This is a genomic window from Pseudomonas tremae (genome assembly GCF_001401155.1).
Taxonomy (GTDB): domain Bacteria; phylum Pseudomonadota; class Gammaproteobacteria; order Pseudomonadales; family Pseudomonadaceae; genus Aquipseudomonas; species Aquipseudomonas tremae.
Genome location: NZ_LJRO01000181.1, coordinates 1 through 17,432 on the forward strand (window position 1 = coordinate 1; position 17,432 = coordinate 17,432).

The window sequence follows — 17,432 nt, forward strand, 5'->3', positions numbered from 1 at the left end:
AGGGCGTGGGAGCGGACTTGTCCGCGAACTGTCGGGAACCGACAGTGAAACCGAGCAAGCTCGCCCCCACGCCCTGCGGGCAGAATCAAGAGCGGACTTGCGTACCGCGCACGAAGGTCCTCACGCTGCAGGCGCGCGCCTTGGGTCGGGTTGCTTCCAGGCGTCTGCCGCGCTTTCTTCGATGGCCTGCTGAATCGCACGCTTGCGGTTGTTTTCGGCGCGGCGGGTAAAGAACCAGACCAGAAACGTCGCCAGTGAAACGGCCAATAGGATCAGGCTCGCGACGGCATTTATTTCCGGCTTCACACCCAGACGCACAGCAGAGAACACTTCCATCGGCAGCGTCGTCGAACCAGGCCCGGAGACGAAGCTGGCGAGTACCAGATCGTCCAGCGACAGGGCAAAGGACATCATGCCCCCGGCTGCCAGCGACGGCGCGATCATCGGGATAGTGATCAGCAAGAACACCTTCCACGGACGCGCGCCCAGGTCCATCGCCGCTTCTTCGATCGACAGGTCCAGCTCACGCAACCGCGCCGAGACCACAACAGCCACGTAGGCCGCGCAGAACGTCGTGTGGGCGATCCAGATGGTCATGATGCCGCGCTCCTGCGGCCAGCCGATCATCTGCGCCATCGCCACGAACAACAGCAGCAGCGACAGACCAGTGATCACTTCCGGCATCACCAATGGCGCGGTAACCAGCCCGCCGAAGAATGTACGGCCCTTGAAGCGGCTGATCCGGGTCAGAACAAACGCAGCCATCGTCCCCAGCGCCACCGCTGCAACAGCTGTGTAACAGGCGATTTCCAGCGAGCGCATCACTGAACCCATCAGTTGCGAGTTGTCCAGCAGGCCGACGTACCATTTCACCGACCAGCCACCCCAGACCGTCACCAGTTGCGAGGCGTTGAACGAGTAGATGACCAGAATCACCATCGGCGCATAGATAAACAGCAAACCCAGGACCAGCATCAGGTTCGAGAATCGAAAGCGGTTCATGCCTTGCCCTCCAGTTCTTTGGCCTGACTGCGGTTGAACAGGATAATCGGCACGATGAGCACCAGCAGCATGATGACCGCCAGCGCCGAAGCCACCGGCCAGTCGCGGTTGTTGAAGAATTCCTGCCACAGCACACGGCCGATCATCAGGGTTTCCGGGCCACCCAGCAGCTCGGGAATCACGAATTCGCCCACCACCGGAATGAACACCAGCATGCAGCCAGCAATCACACCGTTCTTGGACAGCGGCACGGTGATTTTCCAGAAGCTGTTGAAAGTGCTGGAACCCAGGTCGGACGCAGCCTCCAGCAGGCTGGTGTCATGCTTCACGAGGTTGGCATACAGCGGCAAAATCATGAACGGCAGGTAGGAATAGACCACGCCGATGTACACCGCCAGGTTGGTGTTGAGAATCTGCAACGGCGAGTCGATCAGGCCCAGCCACATCAGGAAGGCATTGAGCAGGCCGTTGTTGCTGAGAATACCCATCCAGGCATAGACGCGAATCAGGATCGCCGTCCAGGTCGGCATCATGATCAGCAGCAACAGCACGGTTTGCAGGTCCTTGCGGGCGCTGGCAATGGCATAGGCCATCGGGTAACCGATCAGCAGGCACAGCAAGGTGCTGATGAAGGCCATTTTCAGCGAGCCAAGGTACGCTGAAACGTACAGGTCATCGCCACTGAGCAAGGTGTAGTTGGCGAAATTAAGGACCATCTGCAGCTTTTCGTCGGCGTAGCTGAAAATCTCGGTATACGGCGGGATCGCAACGTCTGCTTCGGCGAAGCTGATCTTCAGCACGATCAGGAACGGCAGCGCGAAGAACAGGAACAGCCAGAGGAACGGCACGCCGATGACCATCTGCCGCCCGTTGGGCTTTATGCGCTCGAAAGCGCGCTTGATCTTGCGGATTTTCATGAGCGCAGTACCACGCCGCTGTCGTCTTCCCACCAGACGTAGACTTCATCGCCCCAGGTAGGTCGCGCGCCCTGACGTTCGGCGTTGGCGACAAACGACTGCACCAGCTTGCCGCCCGGCAGCTCGACGTAGAAAACCGAATGGCCGCCCAGGTACGCGATGTCGTGAACCTTGCCGCGTGACCAGTTGTATTCGAAACCCGGCTGTTCCGTGGTGATCAGCAGTTTCTCCGGGCGTAGCGCGTAGGTGATGTGCTTGTCTTCCACCGACGTACTGACGCCGTGGCCGACATAGATATTGCGCTCCAGCTCGGGGCTGCGGATCAGCGCGTGTGCTTCCATGTCCTCGATCACGTCACCTTCGAACAGGTTGACGCTGCCGATGAATTCGCAGACCAGGCGGCTGGTCGGGGTTTCATAGATGTCGATCGGGCTGCCGATCTGCGCGATCCAGCCCAGGTGCATGATGGCGATGCGCTCGGCCATGGTCATGGCCTCTTCCTGATCGTGAGTCACCATCACGCAGGTCACGCCCACGCGCTCGATGATTTCCACCAGCTCCAGCTGCATCTGCGAGCGCAGTTTCTTGTCCAGCGCGCCCATCGGTTCGTCGAGCAGCAACAGCTTGGGCTTTTTGGCCAGCGAGCGGGCCAGAGCGACACGCTGGCGCTGCCCGCCCGAGAGCTGATGCGGCTTGCGCTTGGCGTACTGGGTCATCTGCACCAGCTTGAGCATCTCGGCCACGCGCGCATCGATTTCCGACTTGCCCAGTTTGTCCTGCTTGAGGCCGAAGGCAATGTTGTCCGCCACGGTCATGTGCGGGAACAGCGCGTAGGACTGGAACATCATGTTGATCGGGCGTTCATACGGCGGCATGTCGGTGATGTCGACGCCATCGAGGTAGATACGCCCCTCGGTCGGACGCTCGAAACCGGCCAGCATGCGCAGCAGCGTGGACTTGCCGGAGCCCGAGCCGCCGAGCAGGGCGAAGATTTCGCCCTTGTTGATCTGCAGGGACACGTCGTCCACTGCGATCGTCTCGTCGAACTTCTTGGTGACCCGATCGATCCGGACCAGCACCTCTTTGGGTTGCTGACCGCCTTCGATGGCTTTCTTGTAGGCGCCGGAGGCAACTGCCATGGGTGAAACTCCCAACAGGTAGGCAACCCGGCCAAAACGACCGGGTGCTGAATAGTTATTTGCCCGACTTGACCTTGGTCCAGCTGCGGGTCATGAGACGTTGCACCTTGGGCGGCAACTCGCTGTTCACGAACAGCCGGTCCAGCACTTCCTGAGGTGGATAGACCGCTTCGTCAGTACGGATACTCTGATCCATGAACTCGCCGGCGGCAGGATTGGGGTTGGCATAGCCGACTTCATCGCTGACCTTGGCGATCACCTTGGGGTCGAGCATGTAGTTGATGAAGGCACTGGCCGCCTTGACGTTCTGCGAGTCCGCGGGGATAGCGAGCATGTCGAACCACAGGTTGCCGCCTTCCTTCGGAATGCTGTAGGCGAGTTTCACGCCCTTGCCTGCCTCTTCGGCCCGCGCCTTGGCCTGGAACACATCCCCCGAGAAACCGGCTGCAACGCAGATATCGCCGTTGGCCAGGTCGGTGATGTATTTGGACGAGTGGAAATAGGTCACGTAAGGACGAATCGCCATCAGCTTGGCTTCGGCCTTCTTATAGTCGGCTTCCTTGGTGCTGTTGGGGTCCAGCCCGAGGTAATTGAGCATGGCTGGCAGCATCTCATCGGCGGAGTCGAGAAACGCTACGCCGCAGCTGGACAGCTTCTTGATGTTCTCGGGCTCGAACAGCACGGACCAGGAGTCGATCTTGTCGACGCCGAGCACTGCCTTGACCTTGTCGACGTTGTAACCGATGCCGTTGGTGCCCCACAGGTACGGCACAGCGTACTGGTTACCCGGATCGTTCTTCTCCAGACGCTTGAGCAAAGCAGGGTCGAGGTTTTTGTAGTTGGGCAACAGCGACTTGTCGAGCTTCTGGAACGCACCCGCCTTGATCTGCTTGCCGAGGAAGTGATTGGACGGCACGACCACGTCATAGCCGGTACGCCCTGCCAACAGCTTGGCTTCGAGGGTTTCATTGGAGTCGAACACGTCGTACATCGGCTTGATGCCGGTGGCGGCTTCGAAGTCCGCCAGGGTGGTCTTGCCGATGTAATCGGACCAGTTATAAATATGCACAGTGGATTCAGCCTGAGCACTGACCGTCAGTGTCAGCCCGACAGCCACCAGCAAGGCTTTGGACAAGATAGAAATAGACAAAGAACGCATCCTTTTAAACAGAGGTGCCTGAGCGCCGGAGGGCGATCGGAAAACAAAACCGGCGCGCAACTTACCGTCTATGAGCCAAACCAGCAAAGTGTCAGACAATATTCCTGTCTGCTGGATGCTGCGCAGCCAAAGCTACGCAGCATCCACAGGTTTCATGACAGGCTTATTTACCTGACTTTATCTTGGTCCAGCTGCGGGTCATGATGCGCTGGGTAGCCGCTGGCAAGTCGGCAATGGCATACAGCTTGGCCTGTACGTCGGCTGGCGGGTAAACGCCAGGATCGCTGGTGATTTCCTTGTCGACCAGCGCCGTGGCCGCCGCGTTACCGTTCGGGAAGCGCACCGCATTGGTGATTTCAGCCATGATTTCCGGCTTCATCAGGAAGGTCATGAACTTGTAGGCACCCTCGACGTTTTCGGCATCCTTGGGGATGGCGACCATATCATAGAAGCTGCCAGCGCCTTCTTTGGGAATGTTGTAAGCCACTTTGACCTTGCCACCGGCCTCGGCAGCGCGCGACTTGGCCTGATAGATATCACCCGAGTAGCCGACCGCGACGCATATGTTGCCGTTGGCCAGGTCCGAGATGTACTTGGACGAGTGGAAATAACCAATCGACGGACGAATCTTCATGAACAACGCTTCGGCTTCGGCGAGCTGCTTCTTGTCCTGAGAATCGGTCGGGTAACCGAGGTAATGCAGCGCAATTGGCAGCATCTCGGTTGGCGAATCGAGGAAGCTGATACCGCACGACTTCAGCTTGGCAGCGTTTTCCGGCTTGAACAGCAAGTCCCACGAGTTGACTGGCGCGTCAGCACCCAGCGCGGCCTTGACCTTGTCCGGGTTGATGCCGATACCGATCGAACCCCACATGTACGGGAAGGCGTGCTTGTTTTCCGGGTCGCTGACCGACACGGCCTTGAGTAGCGATTCGTTCAGGTTCTTCCAGTTCGGCAGTTTGGACTTGTCCAGTTCCTGATAGACGCCAGCCTTGATCTGCTTGGCGAGGAAGTTGTTGGACGGTACGACGATGTCATAACCGGACTTGCCGGCCAGCAATTTGGCTTCCAGCGTCTCGTTGCTGTCAAAAACGTCGTAGACCACCTTGATGCCCGATTCTTTCTCGAACTTGGCAACGGTGTCCGGCGCGATGTAATCGGACCAGTTGTAGACGTGCAGCACTTTGTCATCGGCCTGCGCAGCAGTGGCCACGACGCCCATCAGGGACAGCGCGAGAAGGGTCTTGCCAAATTTTTTCATGCGTAGCTCCAATGTGTTTTTTTATCACTGACCGTCGGTTAGCGGCTTGTAGCCATTAGTCTGGCAAGTTCGAGGGCAGGCTTTCAAGCTACCCTTGTTAAACAACGCACATCCCGCGCTTTTTTGCGGATTCAGCCCTGCAAGGCAGCCAGCGTCAGATCCAGGCATTTGCGAGCCTTGCTCACCAGTTCGTCGATTTCCGCAAAACTGATGACCAGCGGCGGCGCGATGATCATGGTGTCGCCTACAGCACGCATGATCAGGCCATTCTCGAAGCAGAAGGTTCGACAGATCATTCCCGCGCCCTTGTCGGTATAGCGCTCGCGGGTGGTCTTGTCCTTCACCAGTTCAATGGCACCCAGCAGCCCGACACCGCGGACTTCGCCCACCAGAGGATGGTCACTCAGCTCACGCAGACGCTTTTGCAAATACGGTGCCGTTTCCGACCGGACCCGCTCGACGATTCTTTCCTGACGCAGGATACGAATATTCTCCAGCGCGACCGCTGCAGCCACGGGATGCCCGGAATAGGTGAATCCGTGATTGAAATCGCCGCCCTCATTGAGCACAGCGACAATTTCATCACGCACGATCAGGCCACCCATCGGCACGTAACCGGAAGTCAGCCCTTTGGCGATGGTCATCATGTCGGGCTTGAGGCCATAGAAATCGCTACCGAACCACTCACCGGTACGCCCGAAACCACAGATCACCTCATCGGCGGCGAACAGGATGTCGTAGCGCGACAGAATCTCCCTGATTTTCGGCCAGTAGGAATCAGGCGGAACAATCACGCCACCAGCGCCCTGGATCGGCTCGGCAATGAACGCGCCGACGTTCTCGACACCCAGTTCGAGAATCTTCTTTTCCAGTTGCTCGGCAGCCCACACCCCGAATTCGTCGGGCGTCATGTCGCCGCCTTCACCAAACCAGTAAGGCTGCGGGATGTGCGCAATACCCGGAATCGGCAGGTCACCCTGCTCGTGCATATAGGTCATGCCGCCCAGGCTCGCGCCGGCGACAGTGGAGCCGTGATAGCCGTTGATGCGACTGATGATGGTTTTCTTGTTCGGCTGGCCTTTCAGTGCCCAGTAATGACGAACCATGCGCAGCATCGTGTCATTGCCTTCAGAGCCTGAACCGGTGAAGAACACGTGGTTCATGCCTTGGGGAGCGATCTCGGCAATGACCTTGGCCAACTCCAGTACTGGCGGGTGGGCGGTCTGGAAGAACAGGTTGTAGTAAGGCAGCTCGCGCATCTGCTTGCTGGCAGCATCGGCCAGCTCTTCGCGCCCGTAACCAATAGCCACACACCACAGGCCGGACATGCCATCGAGGATTTTATGGCCCTCGCTGTCCCACAGATAAACGCCCTCGGCGCGAGTAATGATGCGCGGGCCGTTTTCCTTGAGTTGCTTGTAGTCGCTGAACGGTGCCAGGTGGTGCTCGCTGCTCAAGGCCTGCCATTCGAGGGTTTGCGGGTTTTTGTCGGCACTCATGCAGCACTTCCTTGATTAAGGTCAGTTATCAGAGCGCCGCGCAACGACCTGCGGCGGCGCTCTGCGTAATCAGACGGCAAAGAGCAGGAATTCCCGCTCCCACGAGCTGATCACGCGCTTGAAGTTTTCATGCTCGGCACGCTTGACCGCGACGTAGCCGATGATGAACTTCTTGCCTAGGTACTTCTCGATGGTCTTGCTGTTTTCCATACGCTCCAGCGCGTCTTCGATGGTCAACGGCAAGCGCAGATTGCGGCGCTCGTAACCGCGTCCTACCACCGGCGCACTCGGGTTGATGCCTTCAACCATACCGATGAAACCGCACAGCAGGCTGGCGGCAATCGCCAGATAAGGGTTGGCATCTGCACCCGGCAGACGGTTTTCCACACGGCGGTTCTGCGGCACTGCATCCGGTACGCGCAGGCCGACGGTGCGGTTTTCTTCGCCCCATTCGACGTTAACGGGTGCCGAGGTGTCGGGCAGAAAACGGCGGAACGAGTTGACGTTGGGCGCGAACAGCGGCAACAGCTCGGGGATGAACTTCTGCAGACCACCAACGTGGTTCAGAAACAGCTCGCTCATGGTCCCGTCGTCGTTGGAGAAGATGTTCTTGCCGGTCTCGATGTCGATGATGCTCTGGTGCAAGTGCATGGCGCTGCCCGGCTCGCCGGTCATCGGTTTGGCCATGAAGGTGGCAGCAACGTCGTGCTTGAGAGCCGCCTCGCGCATGGTGCGCTTGAACACCAGAATCTGATCGGCCAGCGACAGGGCATCGCCGTGACGGAAGTTGATTTCCATCTGTGCCGTGCCGTCTTCGTGAATCAGCGTATCCAGGTCCAGATTCTGCAGTTCGCACCAGTCATAGACGTCTTCGAACAACGGATCGAATTCGTTGGCAGCCTCGATCGAGAACGATTGACGCCCGGTCTCCGGACGCCCGGAGCGACCGACTGGCGGTTGCAGCGGGTAATCCGGGTCGTCGCTGCGCTTGGTCAGGTAAAACTCCATCTCAGGCGCCACGATAGGCTGCCAGCCTTGATCGGCGTAGAGCTTGAGCACCTTCTTCAACACGTTGCGCGGCGACAGCTCGATGGGGTTGCCCTGCTTGTCGTAGGTGTCGTGGATCACCTGCGCAGTTGGCTCGACGGCCCAAGGCACCAGATACACCGCGTTCTGGTCGGGGCGGCAGATCATGTCGATGTCTGCCGGGTCGAGCAGCTCGTAGTAGATGTCATCCTCCACGTAGTCGCCGGTCACTGTCTGCAGCAACACGCTCTCGGGCAGACGCATGCCTTTTTCGGCAATGAACTTGTTGGTCGGCGAGATCTTGCCGCGGGTGATACCAGTGAGGTCGGATACCATGCATTCGACTTCGGTAATCTTGTGTTCTTTCAACCAATCGGTGAGCTGGTCGAGGTTGGTACTCATAAATACCTCAGGGTTTTCTTGTCCTGATCGTGATCAGGCGTTTTTTCGACGCATCCGCGTCATGGTGTACAACTCGTTTCGGCAGGCGCCGATTAGGGGTAAGGTGACACCTGTAGAGCCGGATTTCCAGACGGCGACGGTCACACTGGCGACGTCGTTAAAGTGGTAATGTCCGGCCTTGAGCGTAGGACAGTAGGGCCTTGATGGCCGTCGGAGGATGGCGCAATGTGCGTCAATCCACCACGAACACCGATATCACAGGCATGATGACCACCGTGCAGGCTCACTGACGGACGCCAGGCAAAAAGCGGTGAGGCGTTGAACACCCGCTGCTACTGTTTCCATATGGGTTGCGATCGAGCTTAGCCTCGTTCATTTTTTTATACAACAGCCCGTCATGTATAGAAGAAGGGCCGCTTTAGCCCATATTCGACATTGGCCAGAAACACGATAAAACGCCCTAAATAGCAGCAAAAAAGGCCATCTGGCGCAGTTTTAGGGCAAAAAAGGCTCTATTGACTTCATCATGGCTTTCGGATTGACTGAGATCCGCAATCATTGATGATTGATATTTTTAACAACAAAGGTGTTGCATCATGTCGGTACCCCCGCGTGCCGTTCAGCTTAACGAAGCGAACGCGTTCCTTAAGGAACATCCTGAGGTTCTGTACGTTGACCTTCTGATTGCAGATATGAATGGTGTGGTGCGTGGCAAACGCATCGAACGCACCAGCCTCCATAAGGTTTACGAGAAAGGCATCAACCTGCCGGCCTCTTTATTTGCTCTGGATATCAATGGCTCGACGGTGGAAAGCACCGGCCTGGGCCTGGACATCGGCGATGCTGACCGAATCTGCTATCCCATCCCCGACACCCTGTGCAACGAGCCCTGGCAGAAGCGCCCTACCGCGCAATTGCTGATGACCATGCACGAACTCGAAGGCGACCCGTTTTTCGCCGACCCGCGTGAAGTCCTGCGCCAGGTAGTCGCCAAATTCGATGAAATGGGCCTGACCATCTGCGCCGCATTCGAGCTTGAGTTCTACCTGATCGATCAGGAAAACGTGAACGGTCGGCCGCAACCGCCCCGCTCCCCGATCTCCGGCAAGCGCCCGCATTCGACTCAGGTCTACCTGATTGACGATCTCGACGAATACGTCGACTGCCTTCAGGACATTCTTGAAGGTGCCAAGGAGCAAGGCATTCCTGCTGACGCCATCGTCAAGGAAAGCGCCCCTGCGCAGTTCGAAGTCAACCTGCACCATGTCGCCGATGCCATCAAGGCGTGCGACTACGCCGTTCTGCTCAAGCGTCTGATCAAGAACATCGCCTACGACCATGAGATGGACACCACCTTCATGGCCAAGCCCTATCCGGGTCAGGCAGGTAACGGTCTGCACGTTCACATCTCGATTCTGGATCGCGATGGCAAGAACATCTTCACCAGCGAGGATCCCGAGCAGAACGCCGCATTGCGTCACGCGATCGGCGGTGTGCTCGAGACCCTACCGGCACAAATGGCGTTCCTGTGTCCGAACGTCAACTCGTACCGCCGGTTTGGTGCCCAGTTCTATGTACCCAATTCACCGACCTGGGGCCTTGATAACCGCACGGTCGCGGTTCGCGTCCCGACCGGGTCGGCTGATGCCGTACGTATCGAACACCGCGTTGCCGGTGCCGATGCCAACCCGTATCTGGTGATGGCCTCTGTTCTGGCGGGCGTGCATCACGGCCTGGTCAACAAGGTCGAGCCGGGCGCCCCGGTTGAAGGCAACTCCTACGAACAGCATGAACAGAGCCTGCCGAACAACCTGCGTGACGCCTTGCGCGAGCTGGACGACAACCCGGTCATGGCCAAGTACATCGATCCGAAATACATCGACATCTTTGTCGCCTGTAAAGAGAGCGAGCTGGAAGAATTCGAACACTCCATCTCCGACCTTGAGTACAACTGGTACCTGCATACGGTCTGATTGAGGCTGAGTAATACAAGACGCCGCAAAGCCTGGAGCTTTGCGGCGTTTTTGTTTGGCGTGCATTCCCGAACATCTATCGTTCCTCACTCCAGCGTGGGAGCCGTAAACGTGTGGGCGCACGCTCAAGAGCGACGACAGCGATTCCTCCAGTCAGAATCCCTTACAATGCCGCCAGCCCAATCAAGAGCCACGCCCATGACACGCGCCGCCGCCCCTCGCAAACCTCAAGCACGCAGCCAGGCCAGAATCGATTCGATTCTCGACGCCGCCCGTACGTTGCTTGCCGAACAAGGTGTGGCCAGCCTGTCGATCTATAGCGTTGCGGAGCGCGCTGGCATTCCGCCATCGTCGGTGTATCACTTCTTCGCCAGCGTACCGGCGCTGCTCGAAGCACTGACCGCCGACATCCACGCGACCTTCCGCGCATCGCTGCAAGCGCCCATTGATCACGATCAGCTCACGACCTGGCGCGACCTGTCACGCATCGTCGAACTGCGCATGCTGGCCATCTACAACGCCGACGCCGCCGCCCGCCAGTTGATACTCGCCCAGCATGGCCTGACTGAAATCAACCAGGCCGACCGCCAGCACGACATCGAACTGGGGCAACTGATGCTTGAAGTGTTTGATCGTCACTTCCAACTGCCTGCGCTGCCAGACGATGTAGACGTGTTTGCCTTGGCAATGGAACTGGGCGACCGGGTGTATGCGCGTTCGGTGCAGTTGCATGACGAGATTACACCGCGCATGGCTGAGGAAGGGATGCGAGTGTTTGATGCTTACTTGGGGTTGTATTTGCCGGTATTTTTGGGGAAGAGACTGGTCATCGCCAAAGCGTGATCTATCGTACTTATGTAGCTGACCCCGAATTAGGTGGGTCAGGGTTTCGTATGAAATTGGGATGACTGACATAAAGAGCTTCGCTGTAAGCTTTTAAATCATGCCTCTCGCGCTTTAAAACCTCTTTGAAGCGCTTAAAAATTTTAATGTCAGAGCCGCGGTAATATTCTTTTATTTTTTTAGCATCCGCCACTCTGTTCTGATGAATTGTTAAAGTATTTTTTGCAGTATGCTCACTGTCAGACACACCACCGACCAGACTATATCTCAGTCTAGCCCGAGTTTTCTTCAATTCCTGTTCGGATAATGACGCGCCCCTTGGAGAGCTTGCGCCCGCTCTGTATCTTGAGGTTGAAGCAATAGGAGAGTCAGGGCCTGCTGAGGTATGTGCTGTTGTCGCTGCCAGCTCATTTACTAATGGGCTTGGCGTATTTCGATTGAGCGCCTTGACGTTGCGCATGATCGGAGCGTTCCAAAATCTATAAAGTTCAATACTTCCTCCACGGGCCGTGGAATTGTGTGTCGCGAACTTTCGTAGGTTATTCGAGAGGTCAAACGGCATATGCCCCGTCTCATCTCCAAACCCGACCGGATCCCCACCCACATACCCATACGCATTCAACCCACCCTCACCAAACGGGCTCAAACTGTCCGGGCGGTTAAACCGCATCAACACCGGGTTATAAGCCCGATACCCATTCCCCAGCAGATAATGCCCCGTCACCGGATCGCGTCGCTCGCCATTGAACCCCAGCAAACTGGTCAAGCCGCTTTCAGCCGGATGGTGACCGTAGGGACTGTAAGCAATAGGCTGAGTGCCAGCCTTGTCCACAAGCTGCAAAACAGAACGCTGCTGATCGGTCGCCAGCAGCGTGGTTTCGATCACACCCTCAATACGCCGTTGCTGGGCCAATAACAGGTCGTCATGCTGAAAGACCGTGCGTCGTAACGCGCCCTGAATCTCGATCGTCAGGCGGCTCTTCTGATAGAAACGCAGAATGTCCGCCTGGCCAGTCGGCATGCTGGAAGCCAGTCGGTCCAGTGGGTCGTAGCGATACTTGCAAAATACCGTCTGATTTGAAGGAATCATGATAGAAATTTCAAAAGGAATATTGAGGGTTATTTATAACTTATCAAGATCCACCCACGGGGCCTCTGACAATTAATACGGAGTCCGCTAACGAATCATATTCACGCTGGTACCCATCAGCCAGTCCAGTATATTTGAAAAACTTGTCACGCATGCGCTCATTTTTTTTATAGTTCATCTGATAATGACCCTGCATAGCTCTCGCAGATTCAAATTTTTCCTTGTAAGCATTTTTTATACGTTGCGCTGATACAGGAAGCCCATGCTCATCGAACATATGTATAGGTTTTCCTTGCACATATCGATGGTGAACCAACCCTTTATTACTCAGAAGCTTTGAAGGCGAAGAATCAAGGACCGCGTGCCTTGCCCCAGATGTTGACGCAGTGGTTATTTCACCGCCTGACCAGCCAACAGATCCTGATTTATCAAAAGAGGGCTGTACACGCGTAACGGGGGGCAATGGGCGGGTGTAACTAAGTTCACTAATTGAAGGCATTGATGCGACGAGTTTTGGCGGACCTTTCATTATGGGTGTCCGCTTGATCACACGCTCCAGAGATCTGTTTGAATTACGCCTTGCAATATCAACTATAATGCGTAACTTTATATGCCCCGTCTCATCCCCAAACCCAACCGGATCCCCACCCACATACCCATACGCATTCAACCCACCCTCACCAAACGGGCTCAAACTGTCCGGGCTGTTAAACCGCATCAACACCGGGTTATAAGCCCGATACCCATTCCCCAGCAGATAATGTCCGGTCACCGGATCGCGTCGTTCGCCATTGAACCCCAATAGACTGGTCAGACCACTTTCTGCGGGATGATGGCCATAAGGGCTGTATGTCACGGGCTCGGCTCCAGCCTTATCCACAAGCTGCAGTACAGAGCGCTGCAGGTTGGTTGCCAATAGTGTTGTATCCACCACTCCATCAACCCGACGCTGCTGAGCCAACAACAGGTCTTCATGTTGAAAGACAGAACGTTGTACCGCACCCTGGATCTCGGTCGCCAGACGGTTTCTCTGATAGAAACGTTTAGTACCGTCCTGGCCGGCTGGCGTGCTGGATATCAGTCGGTCCAGTGGGTCATAGCGATAGCGGCACAGCACTGCTTTAGTGGAAGAGGTCATGGCTGGATGCATCAAAAGGAACCAGCGTTCAGCATCCGGCAAAACCGGAAAGCTGCCTACCTCGCAAAACTGCTAGGTAAAAAAGCAAAACACCCCGGAGGGCTGCAACCGTCCGGGGTGTTTTTGTACATTGTTTACAACTTGGCAATGGAGACTTCTGTCGACTTCACGAAAGCAATAACTTCGCTGCCGACGACCAGCTCCAGCTCTTTTACAGAGCGGGTGGTGATGACTGAAGTTACGACGCCCGATGCAGTCTGTACGTCGATTTCCGACAGTACGTCGCCGTGGACAATTTCCTTGATGGTGCCTTTGAACTGGTTGCGAACGTTGATGGCTTTGATAGTCATGGCGTGTCTTCCTTTGGGGATCAGGGTTAATTTGCCCAGCGCAGTTGCGTAGGCAGTGGCGAAAAAGGCTCAGGGTCGGGTGGCGAGCCGGGGATTGCCAGCACGCGGTTGAGGACTTCAGCTTCCAGCGCGGCAAGACGATGCGAGCCGCGGACACGTGGGCGAGGCAGATCGATGAGCAGATCGAGCCCGATCTGCCCCTCTTCGATCAGAATCACCCTGTCAGCAATGGCAACGGCCTCGCTGACATCGTGAGTAACCAGCAGAACCGTAAAGCCATACTGGCCCCACAGTTTCTCGATCAGTTGCTGCATTTCGATCCGGGTCAGGGCATCCAGCGCCCCCAGTGGCTCGTCGAGCAGCAACAGACGCGGCTTGTGAATCAGCGCGCGGGCCAGGGCAACGCGTTGCTTCTGGCCGCCGGACAAAGCAGCCGGCCATTCGTTGGCCCGCTCGGCAAGGCCCACAGCCTCAAGCGCTTCAAGTGCCTGCGCACGCCAGTCGCCACTCAGACCAAGACCGACATTGTCGATGATTTTCTTCCAGGGCAGCAGGCGCGCTTCCTGGAACATCAGTCGTGTATCTTCGCGGGCATCGTCCAGCGATGAAGAGCCCGCCAGAAGCTGGCCTTGCGTCGGCTTGTCGAGACCGGCGAGCAGCCGCAGCAAGGTGCTTTTGCCGCAGCCACTACGGCCGACAATGGCGACAAACTGGCCGGCAGGAACGTGCAGGTCGATGTCCTTGAGCACTTCGCGGGAGCCAAAGGCCTTTTTCAGGCTTTGCACCGCCAGCGGGATACCACGCAGTAAATGGGAAGGCTGCTGTTGTTTGAGACTGGTCATGCGGCACCGCCTTTACTCGTTTGATAGGCCGGATGCCAGCGCAGGCAGACGCGTTCCAGGCCTCGTGCTGCCAGATCGGCCAGCTTGCCGAGGACCGCATACAAGACGATGGCCAGTACCACGATGTCGGTTTGCAAAAACTCCCTTGCATTCATTGCCAGGTAGCCAATACCGGAGCTGGCCGAAATGGTTTCCGCCACGATCAGCGTCAACCACATGAAGCCCAGCGCGAATCGCACGCCGACCAGAATCGAAGGCATGGCGCCCGGCAGAATCACATGACGAAACAGGCTGAAGCCGGACAAGCCGTAGCTGCGGGACATTTCTACGAGTGCCGGATCGATGTTACGGATGCCATGGTAGGTGTTCAGGTAAATCGGGAACAGCGTGCCCAGCGCGACCAAAAATATTTTCGCGGTCTCGTCGATGCCGAACCACAGGATGACCAGTGGAATAAGCGCCAGGTGCGGAACGTTGCGGATCATCTGCACCGAACTGTCCAGCAGGCGCTCGCCCCATTTGCTCAGGCCGGTAATAAAACCCAGTGCCAGGCCAATGCCGCCACCGATGGCAAAGCCGATTCCGGCGCGCCAGCCGCTGATGGCCAGGTGAGTCCATATCTCGCCACTGGCGACCAGATTGATCCCGGCTTCAATGACTGCGCTGGGCGCTGGCAGGATGCGTGTGGACAGCCAGCCGGCGCTGACTGACAGTTGCCAGACCGTCAGCAGCAAAACTGGAAGTGCCCAGGGCGCCAGTCGGTGAACGATGCGTTGGGAAGCACTGAGGCTCATGGAGTGTTCTCCTCGAAGGGCCTGAAGATCACTGTGCTTGAGCAACAGTTGCTGGAGGCGTCCAGACCACATCAGCGATACTGAGCGGCTTGGGAATCAGTTTGAGCTGATAGAAGGTGTCAGCAATTTTTTGCTGCGCCGCAACAACCGGCGGTGTCATGAACAGTGCGCCGTAGCCTTGGCGTTTTACCGAAGTCAGCGTGATGTCGGCAGGCAGACCCAGCAACGGCGCGACCTGCGTGGTCACCTCACCGGGATGGGCCTTGGACCACTCGCCCACCGCACGGACCTCTTCGATCAGAGCCTGAATCACCTTCGGGTTCTTCTGCGCATATGGCTTGGTTGCCAGATAGAACTGGTGATTGTCGACGATACCGGTACCGTCTCTCAGCGTACGTGCCTGCAATTGTTTTTCAGCTGCGGCCTGATAGGGGTCCCAGATAACCCAGGCATCCACACTGCCGCGCTCGAATGCAGCACGTGCATCGGCTGGGGGCAGGAAGACTGTCTGGATATCGGTATATTTCAGGCCCGCATCTTCCAGCGCCTTGACCAGCAGGTAATGGACGTTTGAGCCCTTGTTGAGGACGACTTTTTTACCTTTCAGATCTTTTACAGACGTGATCGGCGAATCCTTGGGCACCAGGATAGCTTCACTGGTCGGTGCTGGCGGCTCGTAAGCCACGTACAACAGATCCGCGCCCGCTGCCTGCGCGAAGACCGGTGGTGTTTCGCCGGTGACGCCAAAGTCGATGGAGCCTACGTTCAAACCTTCAAGCAACTGCGGGCCACCGGGGAACTCAGTCCACTGAACCTTCACGCCCTGCTCGGCCAGACGCTTTTCCAGCGAGCCCTTGGCTTTGAGCAGCACCAGCGTGCCGTATTTCTGGTAACCGATGCGCAGGTCTTCAGCCTGGGCCTGCATGGCGGCACCGAGCGCAACCGCAGCAGCAACCAGCGCAACAAGGCCTCGACGCAAAATGACAGTGCGCATATGCGCTCCTTTACCTATTGGGGTGGCCCCATGCTCGACCGGTGACGATGGAACGAGGTGGGAATAGGCACGACATTAACAGCCCTTTTTTATATCCATAAATCTTATTTATTCATTTAGTTATTCCATAAATGAATATAAGTAAAGATTCGTCGATTGCATGCCACGGACCTGTGACGCCGGAGCGGTTGGCGGAGCAGGTGGCTATGGGCATAAAAAAGGGCCGATAAATCGGCCCGAATAACCCCACGCTTGGTAGATCGAAAATCAGCGGTTTGGCTGTGGTGTCAGGCGTAGATAGGGCGTGACTGCTTTGTAGCCCTTGGGAAAGCGCTCCTTGATTTCGGCTTCATCCTTTATTGACGGCACAATAACTACGTCGTCGCCGTCCACCCAGTTGGCGGGCGTGGCGACCTTGTAGTTGTCGGTCAATTGCAGCGAGTCGATAACACGCAGAATCTCGTGGAAATTACGTCCGGTACTGGCCGGATAGGTAATCGTCAAACGCACCTTCTTGTTCGGATCAATCACGAACAGCGAGCGCACAGTCAATGTGTCGTTGGCATTGGGGTGAATCAGGTCATACAGGTCAGAGACCTTACGATCAGCGTCGGCCAGGATCGGGAAGTTGACCAGCGTGTTTTGCGTCGTATTGATGTCGTCGATCCACTTGATGTGCGAATCAACCGGGTCCACCGACAGCGCAATAGCCTTCACGCCGCGCCTGGCAAACTCGTCTTTCAATTTGGCAGTGAAACCCAGCTCGGTGGTACACACCGGCGTGAAGTCAGCCGGATGAGAAAATAAGACACCCCAGCTGTCGCCGAGCCATTCATGAAAACGGATACGACCCTCGCTGGATTCCTGTTCGAAGTCAGGGGCGATGTCGCCAAGTCGCAGAGTCATGGTGTTACTCCTTGTCTGTATCGGGTAAGCCTTGGTATGGCAGTACTGTGCGCCCTGCCCAGAGAAGTTAAAAAGAATAAATAATATGGCTCATAGA

Annotated in this window: 16 protein-coding genes; 2 read left to right on the forward strand and 14 right to left on the reverse strand. The window is 56.8% G+C overall.

Translation table 11 applies throughout. The features are described 5' to 3' along the window. Positions 1 to 120: 120 nt before the first annotated feature. From ALO43_RS12505 to ALO43_RS12535, 7 genes are all read right to left on the reverse strand, one after another. Positions 121 to 1,002, reverse strand: a complete 882-nt coding sequence (locus ALO43_RS12505) for an ABC transporter permease subunit (protein WP_004407356.1) — start codon at positions 1,000 to 1,002, stop codon at positions 121 to 123. After that, positions 999 to 1,919, reverse strand: coding sequence for an ABC transporter permease subunit (locus ALO43_RS12510; RefSeq protein WP_005896142.1), 921 nt, complete (start codon positions 1,917 to 1,919; stop codon positions 999 to 1,001). Before ALO43_RS12510 ends, ALO43_RS12505 begins: the two co-directional genes overlap by 4 nt. Beyond that, positions 1,916 to 3,058, reverse strand: a complete 1,143-nt coding sequence (gene potA / locus ALO43_RS12515; protein WP_024670414.1) for a polyamine ABC transporter ATP-binding protein — start codon at positions 3,056 to 3,058, stop codon at positions 1,916 to 1,918. Before potA ends, ALO43_RS12510 begins: the two co-directional genes overlap by 4 nt. Before the next feature lie 55 nt (positions 3,059 to 3,113). Then, positions 3,114 to 4,208 carry a polyamine ABC transporter substrate-binding protein gene (locus tag ALO43_RS12520; RefSeq protein WP_053479530.1) on the reverse strand — a complete coding sequence of 365 codons (1,095 nt, stop codon included), beginning with the start codon at positions 4,206 to 4,208 and terminating at the stop codon, positions 3,114 to 3,116. A 172-nt stretch (positions 4,209 to 4,380) separates the two neighbouring features. Further along, positions 4,381 to 5,478: a polyamine ABC transporter substrate-binding protein gene (locus tag ALO43_RS12525; RefSeq protein WP_005896135.1), complete on the reverse strand. Its 1,098-nt coding sequence runs from the start codon at positions 5,476 to 5,478 to the stop codon at positions 4,381 to 4,383. Between the two features lie 131 nt (positions 5,479 to 5,609). After that, complete coding sequence (locus tag ALO43_RS12530; protein ID WP_053479531.1) at positions 5,610 to 6,977, reverse strand: aspartate aminotransferase family protein; 1,368 nt, start codon at positions 6,975 to 6,977, stop codon at positions 5,610 to 5,612. 69 nt (positions 6,978 to 7,046) lie between these two features. Continuing rightward, complete coding sequence (locus tag ALO43_RS12535; RefSeq protein WP_024670410.1) at positions 7,047 to 8,405, reverse strand: glutamine synthetase family protein; 1,359 nt, start codon at positions 8,403 to 8,405, stop codon at positions 7,047 to 7,049. Between the two features lie 596 nt (positions 8,406 to 9,001). Here ALO43_RS12535 and ALO43_RS12540 point away from each other — a divergent pair. Together ALO43_RS12540 and ALO43_RS12545 are read left to right on the forward strand one after the other, a co-directional pair. Then, positions 9,002 to 10,378: a glutamine synthetase family protein gene (locus tag ALO43_RS12540; protein WP_005896129.1), complete on the forward strand. Its 1,377-nt coding sequence runs from the start codon at positions 9,002 to 9,004 to the stop codon at positions 10,376 to 10,378. A 198-nt stretch (positions 10,379 to 10,576) separates the two neighbouring features. Further along, complete coding sequence (locus ALO43_RS12545) at positions 10,577 to 11,221, forward strand: TetR/AcrR family transcriptional regulator (protein ID WP_054997609.1); 645 nt, start codon at positions 10,577 to 10,579, stop codon at positions 11,219 to 11,221. Positions 11,222 to 11,231: 10 nt separating this feature from the next. On the opposite strand, the gene ALO43_RS12550 is transcribed toward ALO43_RS12545, so the two are convergent. From ALO43_RS12550 to ALO43_RS12580, 7 genes are all read right to left on the reverse strand, one after another. Then, entirely contained in the window at positions 11,232 to 12,311 is a 1,080-nt protein-coding gene (locus tag ALO43_RS12550) for an RHS repeat-associated core domain-containing protein (RefSeq protein ID WP_024670408.1), read from the reverse strand. Between the two features lie 43 nt (positions 12,312 to 12,354). Then, on the reverse strand, positions 12,355 to 13,449 hold the full coding sequence (locus ALO43_RS12555; protein WP_032619026.1) for an RHS repeat-associated core domain-containing protein: 1,095 nt from the start codon (positions 13,447 to 13,449) through the stop codon (positions 12,355 to 12,357). Between the two features lie 134 nt (positions 13,450 to 13,583). Next, positions 13,584 to 13,799 (reverse strand): TOBE domain-containing protein, encoded by a 216-nt coding sequence (locus ALO43_RS12560; RefSeq protein WP_002555770.1) that lies wholly within the window; start codon positions 13,797 to 13,799, stop codon positions 13,584 to 13,586. Positions 13,800 to 13,825: 26 nt separating this feature from the next. Beyond that, positions 13,826 to 14,641 (reverse strand): aliphatic sulfonates ABC transporter ATP-binding protein, encoded by an 816-nt coding sequence (gene ssuB, locus ALO43_RS12565; protein ID WP_005896121.1) that lies wholly within the window; start codon positions 14,639 to 14,641, stop codon positions 13,826 to 13,828. Further along, entirely contained in the window at positions 14,638 to 15,435 is a 798-nt protein-coding gene (gene ssuC / locus ALO43_RS12570; protein WP_054997610.1) for an aliphatic sulfonate ABC transporter permease SsuC, read from the reverse strand. The genes ssuB and ssuC overlap by 4 nt, the downstream gene beginning before the upstream one ends. A gap of 28 nt (positions 15,436 to 15,463) precedes the next feature. Next, positions 15,464 to 16,429 (reverse strand): sulfonate ABC transporter substrate-binding protein, encoded by a 966-nt coding sequence (locus ALO43_RS12575; protein ID WP_054997611.1) that lies wholly within the window; start codon positions 16,427 to 16,429, stop codon positions 15,464 to 15,466. Positions 16,430 to 16,696: 267 nt separating this feature from the next. Continuing rightward, on the reverse strand, positions 16,697 to 17,335 hold the full coding sequence (locus tag ALO43_RS12580; protein ID WP_005896114.1) for a peroxiredoxin: 639 nt from the start codon (positions 17,333 to 17,335) through the stop codon (positions 16,697 to 16,699). Between the last annotated feature and the right edge of the window lie 97 nt (positions 17,336 to 17,432).

Excerpts from the sequence above, each read along its gene's own strand:
- ALO43_RS12505 (WP_004407356.1), bottom strand. The coding sequence starts at position 1,002 with ATGAACCGCTTTCGATTCTCGAACCTGATGCTGGTCCTGGGTTTGCTG.
- ALO43_RS12510 (WP_005896142.1), bottom strand. The coding sequence starts at position 1,919 with ATGAAAATCCGCAAGATCAAGCGCGCTTTCGAGCGCATAAAGCCCAAC.
- potA (WP_024670414.1), bottom strand. The coding sequence starts at position 3,058 with ATGGCAGTTGCCTCCGGCGCCTACAAGAAAGCCATCGAAGGCGGTCAG.
- ALO43_RS12525 (WP_005896135.1), bottom strand. The coding sequence starts at position 5,478 with ATGAAAAAATTTGGCAAGACCCTTCTCGCGCTGTCCCTGATGGGCGTC.
- ALO43_RS12530 (WP_053479531.1), bottom strand. The coding sequence starts at position 6,977 with ATGAGTGCCGACAAAAACCCGCAAACCCTCGAATGGCAGGCCTTGAGC.
- ALO43_RS12535 (WP_024670410.1), bottom strand. The coding sequence starts at position 8,405 with ATGAGTACCAACCTCGACCAGCTCACCGATTGGTTGAAAGAACACAAG.
- ALO43_RS12540 (WP_005896129.1), top strand. The coding sequence starts at position 9,002 with ATGTCGGTACCCCCGCGTGCCGTTCAGCTTAACGAAGCGAACGCGTTC.
- ALO43_RS12545 (WP_054997609.1), top strand. The coding sequence starts at position 10,577 with ATGACACGCGCCGCCGCCCCTCGCAAACCTCAAGCACGCAGCCAGGCC.
- ALO43_RS12550 (WP_024670408.1), bottom strand. The coding sequence starts at position 12,311 with ATGATTCCTTCAAATCAGACGGTATTTTGCAAGTATCGCTACGACCCA.
- ALO43_RS12555 (WP_032619026.1), bottom strand. The coding sequence starts at position 13,449 with ATGACCTCTTCCACTAAAGCAGTGCTGTGCCGCTATCGCTATGACCCA.
- ALO43_RS12560 (WP_002555770.1), bottom strand. The coding sequence starts at position 13,799 with ATGACTATCAAAGCCATCAACGTTCGCAACCAGTTCAAAGGCACCATC.
- ssuB (WP_005896121.1), bottom strand. The coding sequence starts at position 14,641 with ATGACCAGTCTCAAACAACAGCAGCCTTCCCATTTACTGCGTGGTATC.
- ssuC (WP_054997610.1), bottom strand. The coding sequence starts at position 15,435 with ATGAGCCTCAGTGCTTCCCAACGCATCGTTCACCGACTGGCGCCCTGG.
- ALO43_RS12575 (WP_054997611.1), bottom strand. The coding sequence starts at position 16,429 with ATGCGCACTGTCATTTTGCGTCGAGGCCTTGTTGCGCTGGTTGCTGCT.
- ALO43_RS12580 (WP_005896114.1), bottom strand. The coding sequence starts at position 17,335 with ATGACTCTGCGACTTGGCGACATCGCCCCTGACTTCGAACAGGAATCC.